Raw genomic sequence first — 18,826 nt, 5'->3', positions numbered from 1 at the left:
GATGCTTCCTTACTCGCGCGGCCCAAGCCGCTTCTAGTGCATGTCGCGGACTTTCCGCACGTTGAACAAGCCATACAAGCCCATCGCGGCCTCTACTTCTTCCTTCGTCATATCCGCGTACGGGTGAACGGGCCGATAGGCTCCGACAGTGTCGGCGGCTTCTGCGGGTTTCTCCAGCTCGTAATACGGTGGGTGCTCGTATCGCCTGCGATCGGGGTTCATAGCGCGCTCCTGTTCGTTTTCGTTCAGCTTTCACAGGTTTGACTGTGTGCCGCCCGGGAATCTCCCGACGCGCGGTGCGGCACGTTAGCGCAGCTTCGCCAACCGAAGGGCGACTAATCGCATGTACGGTCATTCAGGAGCAAGTCCAAACATTGAGCCCGACGAAAATCGGTGCGACTTGCCTTAACGTGGGCAATCTCGCGGCGTTTTTCAAACTGCCGGTCAATCGCGTGATCGAGTGGGTGCGCGCGTAGAGATCTAGGCCATCAACCGCGCTTCGTATTCCTCGCGGAACTGGTTGATCGAACTCTCCACCACCGTCACCGCGCCGTCGATCAGACCGCATCGCCCGCTGCCCGGAAGCACGCAGCACAGGTTCTCCAGTGCGACCAGATCGGCGCGCACTCCGCGCCCCGTGTCGAGCCGGTTGAGAAGCCGCATCATCTGAAACGTTCCGCCCTTGCATGGCGGGCACTGGCCGCACGAACCCTGAGCGAAGAAATTCACGTAATCCGCAACCTTGCGCACGATGCTGGTGCCTTCCGACACGACGATCATCGCGCCCGTCCCCAGACGCGAACGGCGTTGGCGCACCGAGTCGAAGTCCAGTGCAACGTCGAGGTCGCGCTTCGTCAGCAGGGTGTTGGATGGGCCACCCGTGAAGACCGCCTTGAATTCCTTGCCCTGCAGCATGCCGCCGCCATGCTGGAAGACCAGCGTCTCCAGGCTCGTGCCCATCGGCAGTTCATACAGACCGGGACGGAGCACGTCACCGGAGAGGGAATAAAGCTTGGTTCCGGCCGCATCCCCGATGCCGAGGTCGCGGTACCACTGCGCGCCGTGGCGCAGGATGCCCGGCACGTGGGCCAGCGTCTCGATGTTGTTGACGATGGTCGGCGCGCCATGCACGCCATGCTCGGCCGGGAAAGGCGGTTTGCGGCGCGGAAACGGAAAGCCGCCTTCGACGCTGGCGATCACCGCCGTTTCCTCTCCGCCGATGTACAACCCCGAGCTAGGGACCACGGCAAGCGACACGGGCGCGCCAACCCAGCTCTCGATCGCGGCGAACTGCGCGTGAGCCGACCACTGCTTCACCGCCTCGCGAGTCGTCGCGAGTGACACCGTCTGGTGCGGATTGACATATAGAACGACATGATTGGCCCGCGTCGCCACCGCGGCGATCAGCGCGCCCTCGATCACCTGATGCGGCGTATGTTCGAGCAGAAAGCGATCCTTGAAGGTGCCCGGCTCGTCCTCGTTGCCATTGCAAATCACGTACTTGTCACCGTCAGGAGCGGCCGCGACCGGCGCCCACTTTCGATGCGCCGGAAAGCCGGCGCCTCCCATTCCGCGCAGATCGGCCTGGGCGATTTCGGCGATGATCGCCCCCGGGTCTTCGAGCGCTTTGGCGAGTCCCTCGCCGCCACCGCATGCGAACCACGCGTCGAGGTCGGCGCCGACACGGAACTCATCCTTCATCAAGCACTGGTTCAGCGTTTGCATCGCGTGCTCCGTGGTTCGCCTCACCGGATACCGCCGATCACGCGCCCGCGCGCGCTCGCGCGCAATCCTGCATCGACGCGCAGATCAAAATGGGCATAGGCGGGAAAAAGCTGCGGCGCCTTCACGTGAAGCGGCAGCCCCGCCTGCGTCAGCTCCCTCTGCCACGCGTGCACGTGACTGATTCCGGCGCGGCTCGCCATGACCCAGTCCCTCGCTTGCGCCGCCTTCGCGCCGGCACGGCGCCCCATGCTGAGAATGTCGAGCAGCGCGTTACCCATCAACCGGTTGCGGCCGTGGATGCCGCCCGTCACCTCGCCGACGCAGAAAAGGCCCGGTACGTTCGTGGCTCCGTCCTTGTCGATGGCGACACCGCCGTTCTGGTAGTGGAGCGTCGGATAAACGAGGAACGGCTCCTGCGCGGCATCGATGCCGCACTTGTGCGCGAGATGACGAAGCGTGACGAGACGCTTCGCCAGGATGCCGGGATGCTCTATTTCGAGCGTGGGCGTATCGAGGAACACACCGACCTGGCCGTCGCGCTCGATCCCGCGTCCCTGCGCGCACTCGCGCAGGATGGCCGAGGCGACCACGTCGCGCGGCTTGAGCTCATCGATGAAACGTTCGCCTTCGCCGTTCAGGAGTCTCGCCCCCGCGGATCGCGCCGCCTCGGAGATCAGGCCGCCCGCCAGATGGTGCGGATAGGCGATGCCGGTCGGATGGTACTGGAACGAGTCGAGTTCGCGCAGGCGCGCGCCGATCCGATAGGCGAGCACCAGACCGTCGGCGGTGGCGCCGTAGTGATTGGAGGTCGGAAAGGAATTCAGGTGCAGTCGCCCGGCGCCGCCGGTGGCGAGAATCACGGCGCGTGCGCGCACCAGCACGAAGGTACGCCATTCGAGGTTGTAGATCACCGCTCCGGCGCAGCCCCCGCGCTCGTCGGACAGCAGTTCGACCAGCGGGCAGCGGTTCCACAGCTCGATGCCGGGCTCGAGGTCCACCGCCTCACGCAGCACGCGCATCATTTCGAGGCCGGTATAGTCCCGATACGACAGAATCCGCGCGGCCGATGCGCCACCGGGCTTCTTGCGCAACAGATTGCCGACGAGCGGCTGGTCCTCTTCCAGATCGAACATCATGCCGAGCTGGATCAGCCAGCGAATCACATCGGGGCCGTCCATCACCATCTGGGCCACGAGTTCGGGTTCGCCGCAGAAGTGTCCGGCGCGAAGCGTGTCTTCGAGATGCAATTGGGGACTGTCATCCTCGCCGATGGCCGCCTGGATTCCGCCTTCGGCCATCACGGTATTGCTGTCGCCGAGGCGCAGCTTGGTGGCGAGGATGACCCGTGCGCCCTGCTTCGCCGCCGTGAGCGCCGCTGCACAGCCCCCACCGCCGCCGCCCACCACCAGCACGTCGGTCGTCATGAGCTGCGCGCCGGCGATGTCGACATCGTCGATCAGCGCGTTGGCCTGCAAATAGCGCGCGAGATCAGGCTGGCACGGTTCGCCGCGATTGACCCCGACGCTCAGGGTGACACGCGCATGCGCGCCATGGTCTGGGTGATAGGCCTTCAGCAGTTCATCGACCGGGACGCCGTCGCTGCGCGTGCCGGCCTTCATTCCGGGACGGTAGCGCTGGCGCGCGTCATCGTAGGGTATGCCGGCGGACATGGTGTTTCGCTCCGGCTAGCGCGGCGGTTGCGCGCCGGGCGCATCGAAGTCGATCTTCATTTCACCGCTCTCGATCTGCTGCAGCCGCCGCAACAGATTGGCCGGACGCAGCGAAAGCGACGCGCTCATCCGGCGCACGAACACACCCAGATGGTTCGGGCGGATATGCTCGGGGCACGCGAGCGTGCACAGATTGCACATCACACATTCGTCGAATACCTGGCCCGCCGCGAGCAGATTGCCCTCCACCGCCAGGTTCACGCCGCGCTGCACTTCGAGCCCTTTTGGACAGGCGCGGTCGCAGCCGCTGCAATGACGGCAATGCGATGCTTCCGGAAAGATGTCGGCGACCTGGCGCAGCGTCTCCCAGCTGTCGCCGATATCCTCCATGCGATAGAAGTGCCGTTCCGACGCGGTGAAGTAATCGAGGAAGGCGACCTGCATGCCATCTTCAACGAGGGTCTCGCAGGCGAGCGCGGTTTTCACTTCCTGCTCGCCGCTACGCCGCACCATCACACGGCACGAGCCGCACACGCCCTGAATCATGCAGCCGACACCTTCGACGAGGGTTTGCCCCGCATGCCCCATGGCTTGCAGGATCGAGCAGTTGGCCGGCGCCTGAATCTCGCGCCCTTCTATACTCACGCGAACCATGGTCTTGCGCTCTCCTTGCGCGCCGCGAACTGTTCACTGGCGAATGCGCGAAAAAGGTCATATAAACCTTAGCACACGGAAGCTTACGAGAAAGGGGCATCGGATGAAAACTTTCTGGAAGGCCGTCGCTCCCCTGATCGTGGCAATCGGGATCGCGCTGATTCCCGCGCCTGCCGGTCTCGAACAGCACACGTGGTATTACTTCGGCATTTTCGCGGGAGTGATCGTCGGGTTGATGCTGGAGCCCATCCCGGGCGCCGCGATCGGTCTGATCGCCGTGACGATCGTGGCTGTTTTCAGTGAATGGGTGTTCTTCAGTCCCGAACAGCTCGCCAAGCCCGGTTTCAATGTGGCGAGCGCGAGCGTCAGCTGGGCCCTTTCCGGTTTTTCCAACGGCACCGTGTGGCTGATCTTCGGCGCCTTCATGTTCGCCCTGGGATACGACAAGACCGGGCTCGGCCGGCGCATTGCGCTGATGCTCGTGCGGGCGCTGGGCCGCCGCACTCTCACGCTCGGCTATGCGGTGATGGTGGCGGACACCGTGCTCGCGCCATTTACGCCTTCCAACACCGCCCGCAGCGGGGGGACGATCTTCCCCGTGATTCGCAGTTTGCCGCCGCTGTACGACTCGAAGCCGAACGATCCGTCGGCACGGCGCATCGGCTCGTACATCATGTGGATAGCGATCGCCACGACCTGCGTGACGAGTTCGATGTTCCTCACCGCGCTCGCGCCCAATCTGCTCGCCGTCGAACTCGTCAAGAAAACGGTCAACGTCGATCTTCAGTGGACGCAGTGGTTTCTCGCCTTCGCGCCCGCCGGCATCCTGCTGCTACTGGCCGTACCGCTGCTCACCTATGTGATCTATCCGCCGCAGGTGAAGCAAAGCGCCGAAGTGCCGGCCTGGGCCGCCCAGCAGCTCAAGGAGATGGGGCCGCTGACCCGGCGGGAAATCACGCTCGCGGTCCTCGTGCTGATCGCCCTCGCGCTGTGGGTCTTTGCGGACGACTACGTCAATCCCACGACCGCGGCGCTGATGGTGATCGCGCTGATGCTGGTCACCAGGGTGGTGAGCTGGGACGACATGCTCGGCAACAAACAGGCGTGGAATACGCTCGTGTGGTTCGCGACGCTGGTCGCCCTCGCCGATGGGCTCAGCAGGACCGGCTTCGTCAAATGGTTCGCCGCGACGATCTCGACCCACATGAGCGGCTTTCCGCCGACGACGGCGGCGATCGTACTCGTGCTGATCTTTTTCTTCGTGCATTACATGTTCGCGAGCGTGACGGCTCATACGACGGCGATGCTGCCGGTCATGCTGGCGGTGGGCTCGACCGTGCCCGGCATGCCGATGGAGGCATTTGCGCTGATGCTCTCGCTGACTCTGGGGATCATGGGCATCCTGACGCCTTATGGGGCCGGGCCGAGTCCTGTCTACTTCGGCAGCGGCTACCTGCCCGCGGGTGACTTCTGGAGACTCGGACTGATTTTCGGCGTCGTTTATATCGCGGCGTTTCTCCTGATCTGTGCGCCCATCCTGCTTTGAGGCTCGAGGCCGTGCTGGGCATGAGAACTCCCGGCATGTGCTCCGTTACGGCGCACCCTTCACCTGCTCATGCGGCTTCTCCACTCCCGCCATGGTCAGCGCATCATGCAGCGTGCCGAAAATACAGCGTTCCTCGACGATCGGCGTGATGCCATGCCGATCCATATCCGAGCGCAAATAGCTATTCACGCGTGCAAAGATCACCTCGACGCCCATGCGCTTGAGCGCCGCGCACAGTTCGCCCACCGAGCGCGCCGCCGAATAATCGACATCCGTAATCGCGCTCGCATCGACGACGAACCAGCGTACCGCGTTCGGCGCGTGATCGATCAGCCGGCGCGTTTCTTCGACGAAAAAGTGGTCGTTCGCGTAGAACAGATCCGCGCCGAAACGATAGACGATCAACCCCGGCGCGGTCTCCATACCCGGTACCGCGGGCACGGGCACCCACAGGCCGTCGCCGTTGGGCGCGAGCATCATCGTGTGCGGGCGGTAGCTGTGCCGCACGTGGCGCAGCAGCGACAGCGCGACCGCGACCAGAATGCCGTGCTCGACGCCGATCAGCACGACCGCCGCCGCGGTGAACAACGCCAGCGCGAATTCGCCGGGACTTTCGCGACGAATCGCCAACAGCGACTGCACGTTGACCAGCCCGACCGCGATCGTAAACACGATGCTCGCAAGGATGCAGTGCGGCAGATACTGCAGATAGCGGCTGAAAAACAGCAGCACGACCACCACGACTGCCGCGAAGACCAGCTGCGCGAACTGGCTGCGCGTGCCGGCGCGATCGGCCATCGCGGTCTGCGTCGGGCTGCCGTTGACGACGAACGCACCGGAAAACGCCGCTGCCGCGTTGGCCGCGGCGATGCCGAGCAGGTCCGCGTTGGTATCGACCGGCTCGTGATAGCGCTCGGCGAACACGCGGCTCGCGGCGGCGCTCTGCGCGACGATCATCACGAAGCACGACGCCGCGACCGGCACCAGGTCGAGCATCTGCTGCCACGTCACCGACGGAATCCGCAGCGGCGGTAGTCCGCCCTCCACAGGTCCGAGGATCGAGATGCCGTGCGCCGCTAAGCCGAACACGTCGCTCGCGGCAATGCCCGCGACGACCACGATCAACGGCACCGGCAAGCGCGGCCAGAAACGTTTGCAGACGAGAATCGCAGCCACCACGAGAACCGAGATCGCCAGCGTCGGCTGACTGATTTGCGCGGCCTCGCCCGCGACGAGCAGCAGTTGATTCACGCTCGTCGCCGCATGCCCGGGCACGCCGAGCATGTCGCCAAGCATCGCGATGCCGACCTGCACGCCGACGCCCGCAAGAAAGCCGATCAGCACCGTGCGCGACAGGAAATCGGCGAGAAAACCGAGCTTGAAGATGCGCGCGACGAGCAGCAACGCGGCCGTCAGCAGCGCGACCATCGCCGCGAGCGCCGCGTATTCGGCGCTCGACGCGGGCGCCATGTTCGACAGGCGGCTCGCGAAGATCGTCGCGGTAGCCGAATCGGCGGCGACGACCAGATGCCGCGACGCGCCGAAAAAGGCGAACGCGACGAGCGGCAGGAACACTGTGTAGAGCCCAGTCACGGCAGGCATGCCCGCAATGCGCGCATAGCCGAGCACCTGCGGAATATCCATCGACGCGAGCTGCACACCGGCCAGCGCGTCGCGCGCCGCCGATACCCGGCTCAAAGGAAGAATGCCCTTCAGCACGCTGGCGCGCGCCGCCATTTTTTGCAGAGAACCTTGCATACGCGATGCTGCCCCCAAACCGAAGGTAATCGCGCATCGTGCCGCGAATCGGCACCCAAAGGCAAGACTTGACGAAAGCGGGAACAGGCTATTGGCGGGACCGGAAGCAGGAAAGCAGATCGAAAGGAAGCAAACGATTGCGCATTCGAGACTGACAAAAGACTAACGAACCGTGAATTGCAAGGCGTTATTCTTCACGGCATGGCCGCGATAAGAACGCCTGAGAATTTTAACGTTTGAACTGTCCCGTTTGCGGATCCACACGACGCGCAAAACCGAACAACGCAGCTATGCAGATCGGACAAACGATCAGAAAGATGGTCAACATCTCACTCACCCCGTAACATTTTGTTACCGGCAAGTTTAAAGAAATTCGAGTTGAATTTAATGAGGGAAAACCGCAAAGCACCATTGCGTTGAATTACAACAGTCTTAAAGATACTGTCGCATGCGTAAGTGAAAACGCGGACTCAGGGGAGCGTGACGCGTGAAAAACCGCGCGCACGCTGCGCATGAGCGTCACCGCGTGCCGGCTCTCACTCGGGGTGCGCTCGCGTGCCGCAATTAGGCAAATCCTTCTAGCGCTTCGTTCAGCGTGTCCTGTTTTTCGCCATCGGCGCCGGCCCGACCGATTCGCGCATCGTCACGCTGACCGGAAACTCGCGGAAGATCTCCCACGTGGTGCCGTAACACTGATTGACGAGCCAGCGCACCGCGTTCTGCGTGAGCTCGGCGGTCGGAATATGCACCGAGGTGAGCCCCGGTGCCGCATACGGAGCCGAGTAGTCGTCGTCGTAGCCGATCACGGAAATATCGTTGGGCACCGAAATGCCCGCCTGGTGAAAGCGCGCGAGCACGCTGACCGCCATCGTGTCGTTCGCGCAAAACAGCCCCGTCACGCGCCGTTTCGAATCGAGCAGCGTCTGGGCGGCGGCGTAGCCCCCTTCGGGCGAGAAGTCGGATTCGATCAGCGTGACGTCGTCGCGCGCAATGCCGGCGCGCGCGAGTTCGGCAAAGAAGCCGTCGATCCGCATCACGTTGTCCGGCGCGGTAGCGGGCCCGGAAATCACCGCGAAGTCGCGATGCCCATGATCGAGCAGCGTACGCGCCGCGAGTTCGCCGCCGCGCCAATGGTCCGCGCTAAACGACGCTTCCGGCAACTGCTCGAACGCGCGATTGAGGAACACCATCTTCGGATGCATGCCATGCAGCATGATCAGGTCTTCGTCGTGCAGATCGTGGCTGAGCACCACGACGCCATCGCAATCGCGGCCTATCAGAAAGCGCACCGCCTCGATCGCCTGCTCGCGCGGCGATACTTCTCCGCAGCCGGTCGCGACCACGACATGCCGCCCCACCGCGCGCAGCTCGGTGTCGGTCTGCTTCAGGATCGTCCCGTAGTACGAACCAAAAAAGGTCGGCACGAAAATGCCGATGATGCCCAGTTGCTGCGTCGCCATTGCCCGGCCGATCGACGACGGGCGGAAGTTCAGCTCCTCGATCGCCGCCTTCACGCGCGCCGCGGCATCGGCGGAAATCGGTCCCTTGCCGGAAATGGCTCGTGAGGCGGTCGACATGCCCACGCGGGCACGTTCCGCGACGTCCTTGAGTGTTGCCACGCGGTTCTCCATCAAGCCTGTGTCGACGAGCCGCTCCGCGCGTGGCGCGCCGCGGCGTTACAAGCGCGCTCCGCTCGCTTCGTCGAACAGCGAGACATGCGCGGCGTCGAACGAAAACGCCACGGAGTCACCCTCCGCGATCGGCGCTTTTGTCTGATCGATCGACGCGATCTGTTCGCCATGATAGTCGAGCCAAATGACGCGGTGGTTGCCCATCGGCTCCATCAGCGAAACTTCTGCGCGCTCACTCCCGTCTGGCCTGATATGCACGTCTTCGGCGCGCACGCCGAGCACGCAGGGCACGCCGTGCGGGGGCGCCTCCGTGAACGCGTAGGCCGATACGTCGATCCGCACCTGCGCGGTGCAAAAGTAAAGCACGCCGTCGCGCGTTTCGAGCGTGCCCTTCAGCAGATTCATCGCCGGCGAGCCGAGGAACGTCGCGACGAACAGAGTGTTCGGCCGCGCATAGACTTCGGCCGGCGTGCCGAACTGCTGGATCACGCCGCCGCGCATCACGGCCATGCGCGTGGCGAGCGTCATCGCCTCGACCTGATCGTGCGTCACGTAGATCATCGTCGCGCCGAGGTTGTGATGCAGCTGCTTCAGTTCGCGGCGCAGCTCGGTGCGCAGCTTCGCGTCGAGGTTCGAGAGCGGCTCGTCGAACAGGAACACGTCGGCTTCGCGCACGATCGCGCGGCCGATCGCGACGCGCTGCCGCTGACCGCCCGACAACTGCGACGGCTTGCGCTTGAGCAGCGGCCCGAGTTGCAGCATCTCGGACGCCCGCGCAACACGTCGCGCAATTTCCGCCTTCGGTATGCCGTTGATGCGCAGCGCGAACGACAGGTTGCGCTCGACGCTCATCGTCGGATACAGCGCATACGACTGAAACACGAGTGCAATGCGGCGATCTTTGGGATCGGCCCACGTCATGTCCTCGCCCGCGATCTCGATGCTGCCTTCGCTGACGTCGATCAGGCCCGCGATGCTATGCAAAAGCGTGGACTTGCCGCAGCCCGAAGGCCCAAGCAGCACGACGAACTCGCCGGCGAGCACGTCGAGATCGAGGTTCTCGATCACGGTGTTCGAGCCGAGGCGAATCGTCAGATTGCGGATCGCCACATTGGCGGGATGCGTGAGCGCCGCGGCGTCCGGATTGGCGTTCGCGCCTGCACCCGGCACGCTGGCCGCGTCGATCGTATTAGCCATGTTTGCCATGTCCTACCCCTTGACGGCGCCCGACGCGATGCCGCGCACGAACCAGCGGCCCGAAATGAAATAGACCGCGAGCGGCACCATCGAGGTCAGAATGGTCGCCGCCATGTTGACGTTGTAGAGCCGCTCGCCGGTCGTCGTGTTGATGATGTTGTTCAGCTGCACCGTCATCGGCAGGTTCTTCGTGCCGGCGAATACGAGGCCCAGAACGAAGTCGTTCCAGATGTTCGTGACCTGCATGATCAGCGCGACGACGATGATCGGCGTGGACATCGGCAGCATCAGTTGAAAGAAGATGCGCCAGAAGCTGCCGCCGTCGATGCGCGCGGCCTTGAACAGCTCCTGCGGAATCGATGCGTAGTAGTTGCGAAACAGCAGCGTCATCACGGGCATGCCGAAGATCGTATGAATCAGGACGATGCCCGGCAGCGAGCTGAACAGATGCACGCTCGCGAGGACGTGCACGAGCGGATAAACCATCACCTGAATCGGGATGAACGCGCCGACCAGCAGCACGCCGAACAACGGCCCGGCGCCGCGCGGCCGCCAGAACGACAGCGCGTAGCCGTTCACCGCGCCGACCATGATCGACAGCACGGTGCTCGGCGCGACGATACGTACCGAGTTCCAGAAGCCGACACGAATACCGTTGCAATCGAGCCCGGTGCAGGCCGACCGCCACGCGGCGCTCCACGCGTCGAGCGTGAAATGCATCGGCAAGCCGAGCAGATTGCCGAGACGGATTTCGCTCATCGGCTTGACCGATGTCACCAGCATCACGTAGAGCGGCAGCAGAAAGAACGCCGCCGCGGTGAGCAGGAACGCGTAGATGCCAAGCCGCGCCGGCGAGAACGCCGAGTGGCGCCGCCGCGCGCGCGTGCGATGCGGCACCCCGCCTTTGAGCGTGGAATCGAGCGTGTTCATGCTCTCTCCGCGCGCAGCGCCGCGCGGCCGCGTGCATAGAAGAACGGCGCGAGAATCGCGAGCACCGTCGCGAGCAGCACGATTGATGCGGCCGACGCGAGTCCGATGTTGGCTCGCCCGAACAGATAGTCCAGGATGAATTTGGCCGGCACTTCGCTCGCGGTGCCGGGTCCGCCCTGCGTCATGGCGACAACCGCGTCGTACAGTTTCACGACCATCACGAACAGCAGCACGAACGCGGTCGAAACCGACGGTCCGAGCATCGGCACCACGATGCTCGCGTACACGCGCCAGCGTGGAATGCCGTCGATGCGCGCGGCTTTCCACAGTTCCTCGTCGATGCCGCGCAGGCCCGCGAGCATCAGCGCCATCACGAGCCCGGAAGCCTGCCACACGGTCGCGATCACGATCGTGTAGATCACCAGGTCCTGATCGACGATCCAGTCGAACCGGGCATGCGTGAAGCCGATCCTGCGCAGCACCTGCTGCGCGCCGAGCGCGGGATTCAGAATCCATTGCCACACGAGCCCGGTCGCGACGAACGACATCGCGTACGGATACAGAAACACCGTGCGCAACGCGCCTTCCGCGACCACGCGCTGATCGATGAAGATCGCCAGCAGCAAACCGATCACCATGCACGCGACGATAAAACACGCGCCGTAGATCACGATGTTCTGCAGCGACACGAGCCAGCGGTCGTTGTGAAAAAGCCGCACGTACTGCGTGAGGCCCGCGAAGTCGTTCGAAGGAAACGTGTGCGAATTACTGAGCGAGACGCGCGCGGTCCAGACCATCGTGCCCAGGTACGCGAACACGACGGTCAGGAGCATGGGCAGCAAGGCCAGCCAAACCGCGATCGGAAACCGCCGGTTCAGCGGTTTATGTCGCGGCTTGCGGTTCGACCTGCCGTGTGGTTTCGAACCCCCGGCTGGCAGCTTGAGCGCGTGCATGGCGAGGCCTAGCCCTTCAACGCGCTGGCGAACGCTTTCTGCGCGTCATCGACGGACTCGTTCTTGTTCCAGAAGTTCGTCACGACGTCGGTCAGCGCACCCTGCACATCCGGCGAGAGAAGCATTTCCGGATTCGGCAACTGGCGCGACTTGTCCTTCATGATCGCAATGCCCTCCTTCGCGCAGATGTCGAGGCTGCTGCCGTCCACGTCGGGCCGGATCGGAATCGAGCCTTTCTTCGCGCTGAACGCGACCTGCGCGGACGGCGAGGTCATCACCGTGGCGAGCAGATTCTGCGCCTTGATCGCCGTTGCGTTGTCAGTCTTCGGGAACACGAACACGTCGCCCGCGACCAGATACGGCGAATGCGGACCGAAGCCGGGGAAGCAGCCGAAGTCCTTGCCCGCGGTCTGATTCGCCGCGACGAACTCGCCCTTCGCCCAGTCACCCATGATCTGCACGCCGGCCTTGCCCGTGGTCACGAGCGCGGTCGCGTCGTTCCAGTTGCGCCCGGGTGAGCCCGGATCGACGAAATCGTGCAGCCGCTTGAACGACACGAGCACCTTCTTGAACGCATCCGAATTCACCGCGTTCTGATCGTGATCGCGATAGACCTTCATATACAGGTCCGGGCCGCCCACGTCGGCGAGCACCGCGTCGAACGTTATCTTCTCCTGCCACGGCTGGCCGCCGAACGCGAGCGGAATCACGCCTGCGCTTTTGAGCTTGCCGAGATCGGCGATGAACTCGTCGTAGCTTTTCGGCTCGCTCGTGATGCCCGCTTTCTGGAACACCGGCTTCGAGTAGAAGAACCATGCCGGCATGTGGATGTCGACCGGTGCCGCGTAGTAATGACCTTTGACGCGGATGCTGTCGAGAATCGACTGCGGGAAAATACCGCTCCAGTTCTCCTTGGCGGCAACGTCGTCGACGTTATTCAGGAGTCCCTGATCAATCAGATCGTGGAACTGCTTGGACGTATTGAACTGGGCAGCGGTGGGCGGATCGCCGCCGACGATGCGGTTGATCGCAGTGGCGCGCGCCTGGTCCCCGCCGGCGACCGCGTTGTCGACCCATTGGCCGCCCGCCTTGTCGTACGCGTCGGCAAATTGGCGAATCGCGGCCGATTCGCCGCCCGAGGTCCACCAGTGAATCACGTTGGCCTTCAGGGGCTCCGCCTGCGCGACGACGCCGTACAGCGCCAGTGCCGCAACCACGCCTCGCAAGACCATTCTGTTGCTGTTCATTCCGTCTCCTCCGGGCTCCGTGCCCGTGTGTAAAGTCGAAATACAACCAGCTCCACCCGGTTTTACATCGTTGCTGCGTCGCCTTGATTGTGTTTATTGCGCTTGCGCGTTGCGATCTTTGAGAAATTTCGACACCAGTTCGCCACTACGTTTGATCGTCCGTTGCTGCGTCTTGTAGTCGACATGCACGATGCCGAAACGCCGCTCGTAGCCGAACGCCCATTCGAAGTTGTCCATCAGCGACCAAAGGAAATAGCCGCGCACATCGACGCCGGCCTTGATCGCCTGATCGAGCGCCGCGAGATGGCGCTTCAGGAAGGAGATGCGCTGCGTGTCCTCGACGCGGCCGTCGATCACCTGGTCGTTCGATGCCATGCCGTTCTCGGTGATGTAGATCGGCGGCAGATTGACATAGGTCTTCTTGAAACCGATTAGCAGTTCGCGTAGACCGTCGGGGTAAACCTCCCATCCCATCTGCGTACGCTCGACGCCTTCGAGCGGCACCTCCGTGAAACCGGCGCCGCCGTCGCTCGCGACGTTGGTGCGGAAATAATAGTTGATGCCAAGGAAATCGAGCGGCGCATTGATCTTCTGCATGTCCCCGTCGAGCACGAGCGGCTCGGCGCGCGGCCACAGCTCGAACAGGTCTTGCGGATACTCGCCCTTGAACAGCGGATCGAGAACCCATGCGTTGTGCTGGATTTCGAACAGCTCGGCCGCACGACGGTCGGCGGCGCTGTCGCTATTCGGCGTGCCGCGCCCGACGTTCGCGACGATGCCCTTGTGCGAGCGCGGATCGTTCGCGCGCAGCACCGGGAGCGCCAAGGCGTGAGCGAGCAGCAGATGGTGCATCGCCTGTGTGGCGAAACGCACGTTCGTGAGACCCGGCGCATGACGGCCGACGCAGTAGCCGAGGTACGCAGAACACCACGGCTCGTTGAGCGTCGCCCATGCATCGACGAGGCCGTGCAGTTCGCGGCTCATCAGGTCCGCGTAATCGGCGAAACGGTACGCGGTTTCGCGATTGAGCCAGCCGCCGCGATCCTCGAGATGCTGAGGCAGATCCCAGTGATACAGCGTGACAAAGGTCGTGATGTTCTTCTCTTTGAGCCGTTCGAGCAGGCGCTTGTAGAAGTCGAGCCCCTTGCGGTTGGGCGCGCCTTTTTCGTCCATCACGCGCGGCCATGCGGTCGACAGCCGGTAGGCTTCGAGGCCGAGCCCCGCGAGCAGATCGACGTCCTGTTCCCAGCGATGATAGTGATCGCACGCGACGGCGCCGGTGTCGCCGGCCAGCACCTTGCCCGGCGTGGCCGAGTAGGTGTCCCAGATCGACGGCAGACGGCCGTCTTCGTTGACCGCGCCTTCGATCTGATATGACGCGGTCGCCGCGCCGATCAGAAAGTCCTTGCGCCACAGCGACGAGTCGGCGGGCGGCGTGAATGGGTCGGTGTGCGGGCCGCCCTGAGCGTGAGGGGCGGCGGCGACGACTGCGGATGCGTCGTTTTCCACGGATTCTCTCCTGCCATGAGGTTGAACCGGGTGTGGTGGAACTTTAGGCGCTGAGCTTCGCGCATGCCGTGAACGCTGGGTTGGAAGCGCTTCCACACTGGCTGGCGAAAGATTGCAGCGTGGAAATCGCAGCAGCAATCCGGGTTTGTCTGGAGGGGCTGCTGGCACGCTTGCGAGTGTGATGCCGGTCGCATCGGGGTGGCGGATTATGACGGAATTCCGGCCGGCGGGTCGGTTGGTCAGGGCCGGAAGCGGGTCGCAGCCCGTGTCGCGCGGGGCGAAAATGTCATCGCAACCACAGCGCGCAACTGATCGACCGATGAACTGGCGCCCCTCGACCTGGAGATACTTCATGAACGAAGAAACCATACTTGAGGCCTTGAAGGCACACTGGCAGGCCTCAGCTGCCGGCGATCTCGATGCTGAACACGATATCTACGATGACGATGCGATCTGCGACTACCCCCAATCAGGCGAGCGAATCCAAGGACGGGCGAATTTGCAGGCATTGCGCAGTCATCATCCCGGGAAGCCATCCGGCTTCGATGTCCGGCGAATTCAAGGCGACGGCAATCTCTGGATAACCGAGTACAGCATCAGCTATCAGGGGCGCATCGCTTACACCGTCAGCGTGATGGAGTTCCGCGACGGCAAGGTCGTCCACGAGACGCAGTATTTCGCGGATCCGTTTGAGGCACCGGATTGGCGGAGTCGATGGGTTGAACGGATCGCGTGAAAAACGCCTTGCGGTCGGGTAGGACCAAGGTCCGATTGATGGGAAATGCGCGCATGCGACGATCTCGGGGGGCTGAAGCTCGAACTGACCGAGGTTCGCGATGCGGCAAACCAAAATCGTTATCGTCGGCGCGGGGCTGGTTGGAGCATCGGCGGCCCTGTTCGTGGCGTTGGCCATTCCGAGCGCGCAAGTCGTCATCATCGACGTCGCGCGGGTGCGCGCTGAAGGACAGGTTCTGGATCTCGCGCACGCCGCCGCGTTCTGGGGGCACAGCCGTTTCAGGGCAGGAGATTACGAAGACGCGCGCGACGCCGACATCGTGGTGATTACCGCCGGCGCCGGCGTCAGACCTGGCGAGACTCGGCTGCACCTGGCCAAAACCAACGCGGACATCGCGGCGGTGATCGTCGATCGCATCGCGCCGCTCGCGCCCGAGGCGATCTATCTGATCGCGACCAACCCGTGCGACGTGCTGACCGGCGCCGTTTACGGCCGCCTGAATTGCGCGCGCGAGCGCGTCATCAGCACTGGCACTTCGCTCGACACCGGGCGGCTGCGCTCGCTGCTGTCCGAGCGGCTCGGCGTGGTGGCGTCCGCAATTCACGCCTATGTGCTCGGCGAGCATGCGAATCGGCCTTGATCCAGTGGTCCGGCGCAACGGTCTGCGGCATGCCGCTCGAAACCTTCCTGACGAGACACGGCAAGGAGCCAGGCTCCGCCAGCAGGGATCTGATCGTGCGCTCCGTGCACGAGGCGGCGAAGCTCATCAAGGCGGGCAAGGGCGCCACCCACTACGGCATCGCCAGCGCGATAGGACGGATCTGCGAGGCCATCGTGCATGACATGGATCTCATCCTCACAGTGGGCATCGTCCAGGCTGAAGTGGAAGGCGTACCGGACGTGTGCGTGTCGCTGCCAATGGTCGTCAATGGTCGGGGCGCGCGGTTGATCGCCTATCCGGAACTCGATCCCGTCGAGCGTGAAGCCCTGTTAGGCAGCGCGCGCATCGTCAAGGAGGCGACGGAAAGCGTGCTGCTCAAGCGATGAACTTTTCTGCGCGGCCGGCGATACGGCAGATCCCCTCGATGACGCTACGCGAGGCGTGAACCACAAACTGGCGGCTATGAACGCTTCCTCGATGAAGCACTGACCGGTGTCGATACCTGCCGGCAAAGGCGGCTCAATGCCGCCTTTTTTGTTGAGCCGCAATATCGGAAAGATGCAATTGAAAATGAGATACCTGGAATTATTGTAAATATTTGTCAAATCGGCTCTATCTCAAATTAAAGATGTTGACCGTGACTCTTTCAGATGGTTAATTCGTCGAGTGTTTTCTGGAAAATAGAAAGGGGTCGAACGGAGCAACAGAAACAGGACGGCACTGGGGGCAAGGAAGAATGCCTGCTTTGCCGCGTGACATATTCAATATATTCCAACTTCCCGCCAATGCCGTCCGCGATGGCTTTGAACGTCGAAACCGGCGAATTCTTTCCGCAGGATAGGCTTCGATCGTATTCAAACGGTTATGACATGGCCGAAGCCCTGGGTTACGCATGGGCGTGCGATTGCCGCGAGCGCACCCCTAAACGGTTCGATGAGCAGTTCACGCTGAGAGATTTCGCGGGCAAGCGACTGGTGGGGGTGCGTTACCGGGTGCGCGTCGGTTCGAGAGTTCTCGCGAAAGGCGTAACTGATTCTCAGGGGTGCACGCAGCGTATTTCGACAAGTGATCCAAAGCAGATTTCTATCGACGTTGCTGCGTCACAGGGGACGCAGAGCAGGTAAGGTTTTTTCACGACGGAAAAAAGACGATGAATGAATTTTCTATCAGGAATAGTTACGGCTTCAGGACCGACGAGAATGAAGAATGGTTCGAGGTACACACAGGTGCCATTACCAATACAAACCCTGATTCAATGGTCCATGTCACAATCAACACAGACAAGATATGTCCGAATATGTCAAACAAAGATTTTCGCGACATGGTTCTGAACTGCCGGGATCGTGCTGTTGGTTACATTGAGACCCGCTTAGAGGATTTGGCTCGCTGGTCTGCATCAGATCAGGAACGGGTGCGAGCATGGTTTGGCAATTGCGAGGAGCCAGCAAGAAACCGGCTTGCGCGTGGTTTAACATCAATTGTCCGCGTGTTGCGAGGACTAACCGGTGATAATTTTGTCCGATGGGAACCTAATACCGCAAGATACTTGGGATGCGTACCAAATCCCGTAAAATCCGGCGTGGTCGCCGAAGTGTGCGCGCCAGATACCAAAACGCACACGATCGCCATTCACCTGGATTTTTGTTCAATGCGTGATTTCTCTTGGGACAAGGATTCAATTGTTTCTACGCTCATCCATGAGGCAAGCCACTTTCAAGACACAATGGGAACCAAAGATTGGAAATACTTCATGGATGAGTGCCTTTCGTGGGGAGGAACGAACCCTGAACAGGCCGTCGAAAACGCTGATAGCATCGCTGGATACGTTATCTACAATGCGTAAACTCTTCGCCATCCTTTCGGTTCTGGTATCGGGACATGTTTTCGCGTGTATGCCTGGCGAGAATTTCGATATCTATTTCCCACCAAATAGTGCCGTTATCCCCGTTGATGAGATTTTACGACTTGCTAACTGGGTAGCCGATCAAAAGATTGCCTACGCGAATCACAAAACTAAAGAAACAACGCTAGTAAGTGGGCATGCCGAGGAACGAGAACAGAATCCAACGCAATTGGCCCAAGCTCGCCTGATAGCGGGGAAAGCGGTGCTGGATAAATTTGGCTTCTTGCGTGGATCGGTAAAGACAAGTTCACGCGTCTACTCGAAGAACGATGTCGAAAACGGCCGACGTGTTGAAATATCGTTTGAGCCTGATTGTCCCAACAAGTGTTGTACGGGCCAGTAGCGCTTACATCCAACGTGCGCCAAGTCGTAACTGAGTCGATTCCACTATGTAACGATTGCCCACTTCGACGGGTTTTTTATTTGAGCTTAAAGCGTGTCTGTTCGAGCGATCTGCCGATGATACGGGTGTAACTGATATTGCCGGGCGCACGCAGCGTATTTCGACAGGTGACGCAAAGCTATATTCTGTCGAAGTTGCGACTTCATAGGGGTGAAGAACAGGTAGGCATTTTCATTATGGCAAAACAGATGACAAATGAATCTTTCGGCAAAAACAGCGACGGCTTCAATTCGAGCGAGGATGAATAATGGTTCGAGGTACACGCAGCCTTTACCAATATAACACCTGGATCAATGGCCGATG

The 18,826-nt window shown here is 61.9% G+C and carries 18 protein-coding genes; 7 read left to right on the top strand and 11 right to left on the bottom strand.

Annotation, left to right across the window (positions count from 1 at the left end):
* Positions 1-33 precede the first annotated feature (33 nt).
* From LJ655_RS19720 to LJ655_RS19705, 4 genes are all read right to left on the bottom strand, one after another.
* Positions 34-222 carry a hypothetical protein gene (locus tag LJ655_RS19720; protein WP_230562900.1) on the bottom strand — a complete coding sequence of 63 codons (189 nt, stop codon included), beginning with the start codon at positions 220-222 and terminating at the stop codon, positions 34-36.
* A 258-nt stretch (positions 223-480) separates the two neighbouring features.
* Entirely contained in the window at positions 481-1,725 is a 1,245-nt protein-coding gene (locus LJ655_RS19715; RefSeq protein WP_230562899.1) for a complex I 51 kDa subunit family protein, read from the bottom strand.
* Between the two features lie 20 nt (positions 1,726-1,745).
* On the bottom strand, positions 1,746-3,395 hold the full coding sequence (locus LJ655_RS19710) for an FAD-binding protein (protein WP_230562898.1): 1,650 nt from the start codon (positions 3,393-3,395) through the stop codon (positions 1,746-1,748).
* Between the two features lie 15 nt (positions 3,396-3,410).
* Positions 3,411-4,049 carry a 2Fe-2S iron-sulfur cluster-binding protein gene (locus LJ655_RS19705; protein WP_230562897.1) on the bottom strand — a complete coding sequence of 213 codons (639 nt, stop codon included), beginning with the start codon at positions 4,047-4,049 and terminating at the stop codon, positions 3,411-3,413.
* A gap of 103 nt (positions 4,050-4,152) precedes the next feature.
* On the opposite strand from LJ655_RS19705, the gene LJ655_RS19700 reads away from it, so the two are divergent.
* Positions 4,153-5,595, top strand: a complete 1,443-nt coding sequence (locus LJ655_RS19700) for an anion permease (RefSeq protein WP_230562896.1) — start codon at positions 4,153-4,155, stop codon at positions 5,593-5,595.
* 45 nt (positions 5,596-5,640) lie between these two features.
* On the opposite strand, the gene LJ655_RS19695 is transcribed toward LJ655_RS19700, so the two are convergent.
* The 7 genes from LJ655_RS19695 to LJ655_RS19665 form a co-directional block, all read right to left on the bottom strand.
* Positions 5,641-7,353 (bottom strand): SulP family inorganic anion transporter, encoded by a 1,713-nt coding sequence (locus tag LJ655_RS19695; RefSeq protein ID WP_230562895.1) that lies wholly within the window; start codon positions 7,351-7,353, stop codon positions 5,641-5,643.
* 590 nt (positions 7,354-7,943) lie between these two features.
* Positions 7,944-8,984 (bottom strand): LacI family DNA-binding transcriptional regulator, encoded by a 1,041-nt coding sequence (locus tag LJ655_RS19690; protein WP_230562894.1) that lies wholly within the window; start codon positions 8,982-8,984, stop codon positions 7,944-7,946.
* A 45-nt stretch (positions 8,985-9,029) separates the two neighbouring features.
* Positions 9,030-10,190, bottom strand: a complete 1,161-nt coding sequence (locus LJ655_RS19685; RefSeq protein WP_230562893.1) for an ABC transporter ATP-binding protein — start codon at positions 10,188-10,190, stop codon at positions 9,030-9,032.
* 3 nt (positions 10,191-10,193) lie between these two features.
* Positions 10,194-11,111, bottom strand: a complete 918-nt coding sequence (locus LJ655_RS19680) for a carbohydrate ABC transporter permease (protein WP_230562892.1) — start codon at positions 11,109-11,111, stop codon at positions 10,194-10,196.
* Complete coding sequence (locus LJ655_RS19675) at positions 11,108-12,064, bottom strand: carbohydrate ABC transporter permease (protein ID WP_230562891.1); 957 nt, start codon at positions 12,062-12,064, stop codon at positions 11,108-11,110. The genes LJ655_RS19680 and LJ655_RS19675 overlap by 4 nt, the downstream gene beginning before the upstream one ends.
* A gap of 8 nt (positions 12,065-12,072) precedes the next feature.
* A complete protein-coding gene (locus LJ655_RS19670) occupies positions 12,073-13,311 on the bottom strand; it encodes an ABC transporter substrate-binding protein (protein ID WP_230562890.1) in 1,239 nt (412 codons plus the stop codon).
* Between the two features lie 93 nt (positions 13,312-13,404).
* Complete coding sequence (locus LJ655_RS19665; protein WP_230562889.1) at positions 13,405-14,820, bottom strand: GH1 family beta-glucosidase; 1,416 nt, start codon at positions 14,818-14,820, stop codon at positions 13,405-13,407.
* Between the two features lie 352 nt (positions 14,821-15,172).
* Between LJ655_RS19665 and LJ655_RS19660 the strand changes: the two genes are divergently transcribed.
* The 6 genes from LJ655_RS19660 to LJ655_RS19635 all read left to right on the top strand — a co-directional run bounded on the left by LJ655_RS19660 (position 15,173) and on the right by LJ655_RS19635 (position 18,463).
* The gene (locus LJ655_RS19660) at positions 15,173-15,556 is read left to right on the top strand and encodes a nuclear transport factor 2 family protein (protein ID WP_230562888.1); all 384 of its coding nucleotides are present in this window, start codon (positions 15,173-15,175) and stop codon (positions 15,554-15,556) included.
* A gap of 100 nt (positions 15,557-15,656) precedes the next feature.
* Positions 15,657-16,196: a lactate/malate family dehydrogenase gene (locus LJ655_RS19655; protein WP_230562887.1), complete on the top strand. Its 540-nt coding sequence runs from the start codon at positions 15,657-15,659 to the stop codon at positions 16,194-16,196.
* Entirely contained in the window at positions 16,193-16,603 is a 411-nt protein-coding gene (locus tag LJ655_RS19650) for a Rossmann-fold NAD(P)-binding domain-containing protein (RefSeq protein ID WP_230562886.1), read from the top strand. Before LJ655_RS19655 ends, LJ655_RS19650 begins: the two co-directional genes overlap by 4 nt.
* A gap of 411 nt (positions 16,604-17,014) precedes the next feature.
* Positions 17,015-17,341 (top strand): hypothetical protein, encoded by a 327-nt coding sequence (locus LJ655_RS19645; protein WP_329959713.1) that lies wholly within the window; start codon positions 17,015-17,017, stop codon positions 17,339-17,341.
* A 26-nt stretch (positions 17,342-17,367) separates the two neighbouring features.
* Positions 17,368-18,060 carry a M35 family metalloendopeptidase gene (locus LJ655_RS19640; RefSeq protein ID WP_230562884.1) on the top strand — a complete coding sequence of 231 codons (693 nt, stop codon included), beginning with the start codon at positions 17,368-17,370 and terminating at the stop codon, positions 18,058-18,060.
* Positions 18,053-18,463, top strand: coding sequence for a hypothetical protein (locus tag LJ655_RS19635; protein WP_230562883.1), 411 nt, complete (start codon positions 18,053-18,055; stop codon positions 18,461-18,463). The genes LJ655_RS19640 and LJ655_RS19635 overlap by 8 nt, the downstream gene beginning before the upstream one ends.
* Positions 18,464-18,826: the final 363 nt, after the last annotated feature.

The sequence above is a fragment of the Paraburkholderia translucens genome, assembly GCF_020881035.1.
In the GTDB taxonomy this organism is placed as follows: Bacteria; Pseudomonadota; Gammaproteobacteria; order Burkholderiales; family Burkholderiaceae; genus Paraburkholderia; species Paraburkholderia translucens.
This window is presented reverse-complemented; position numbering and strand designations above follow the sequence as displayed.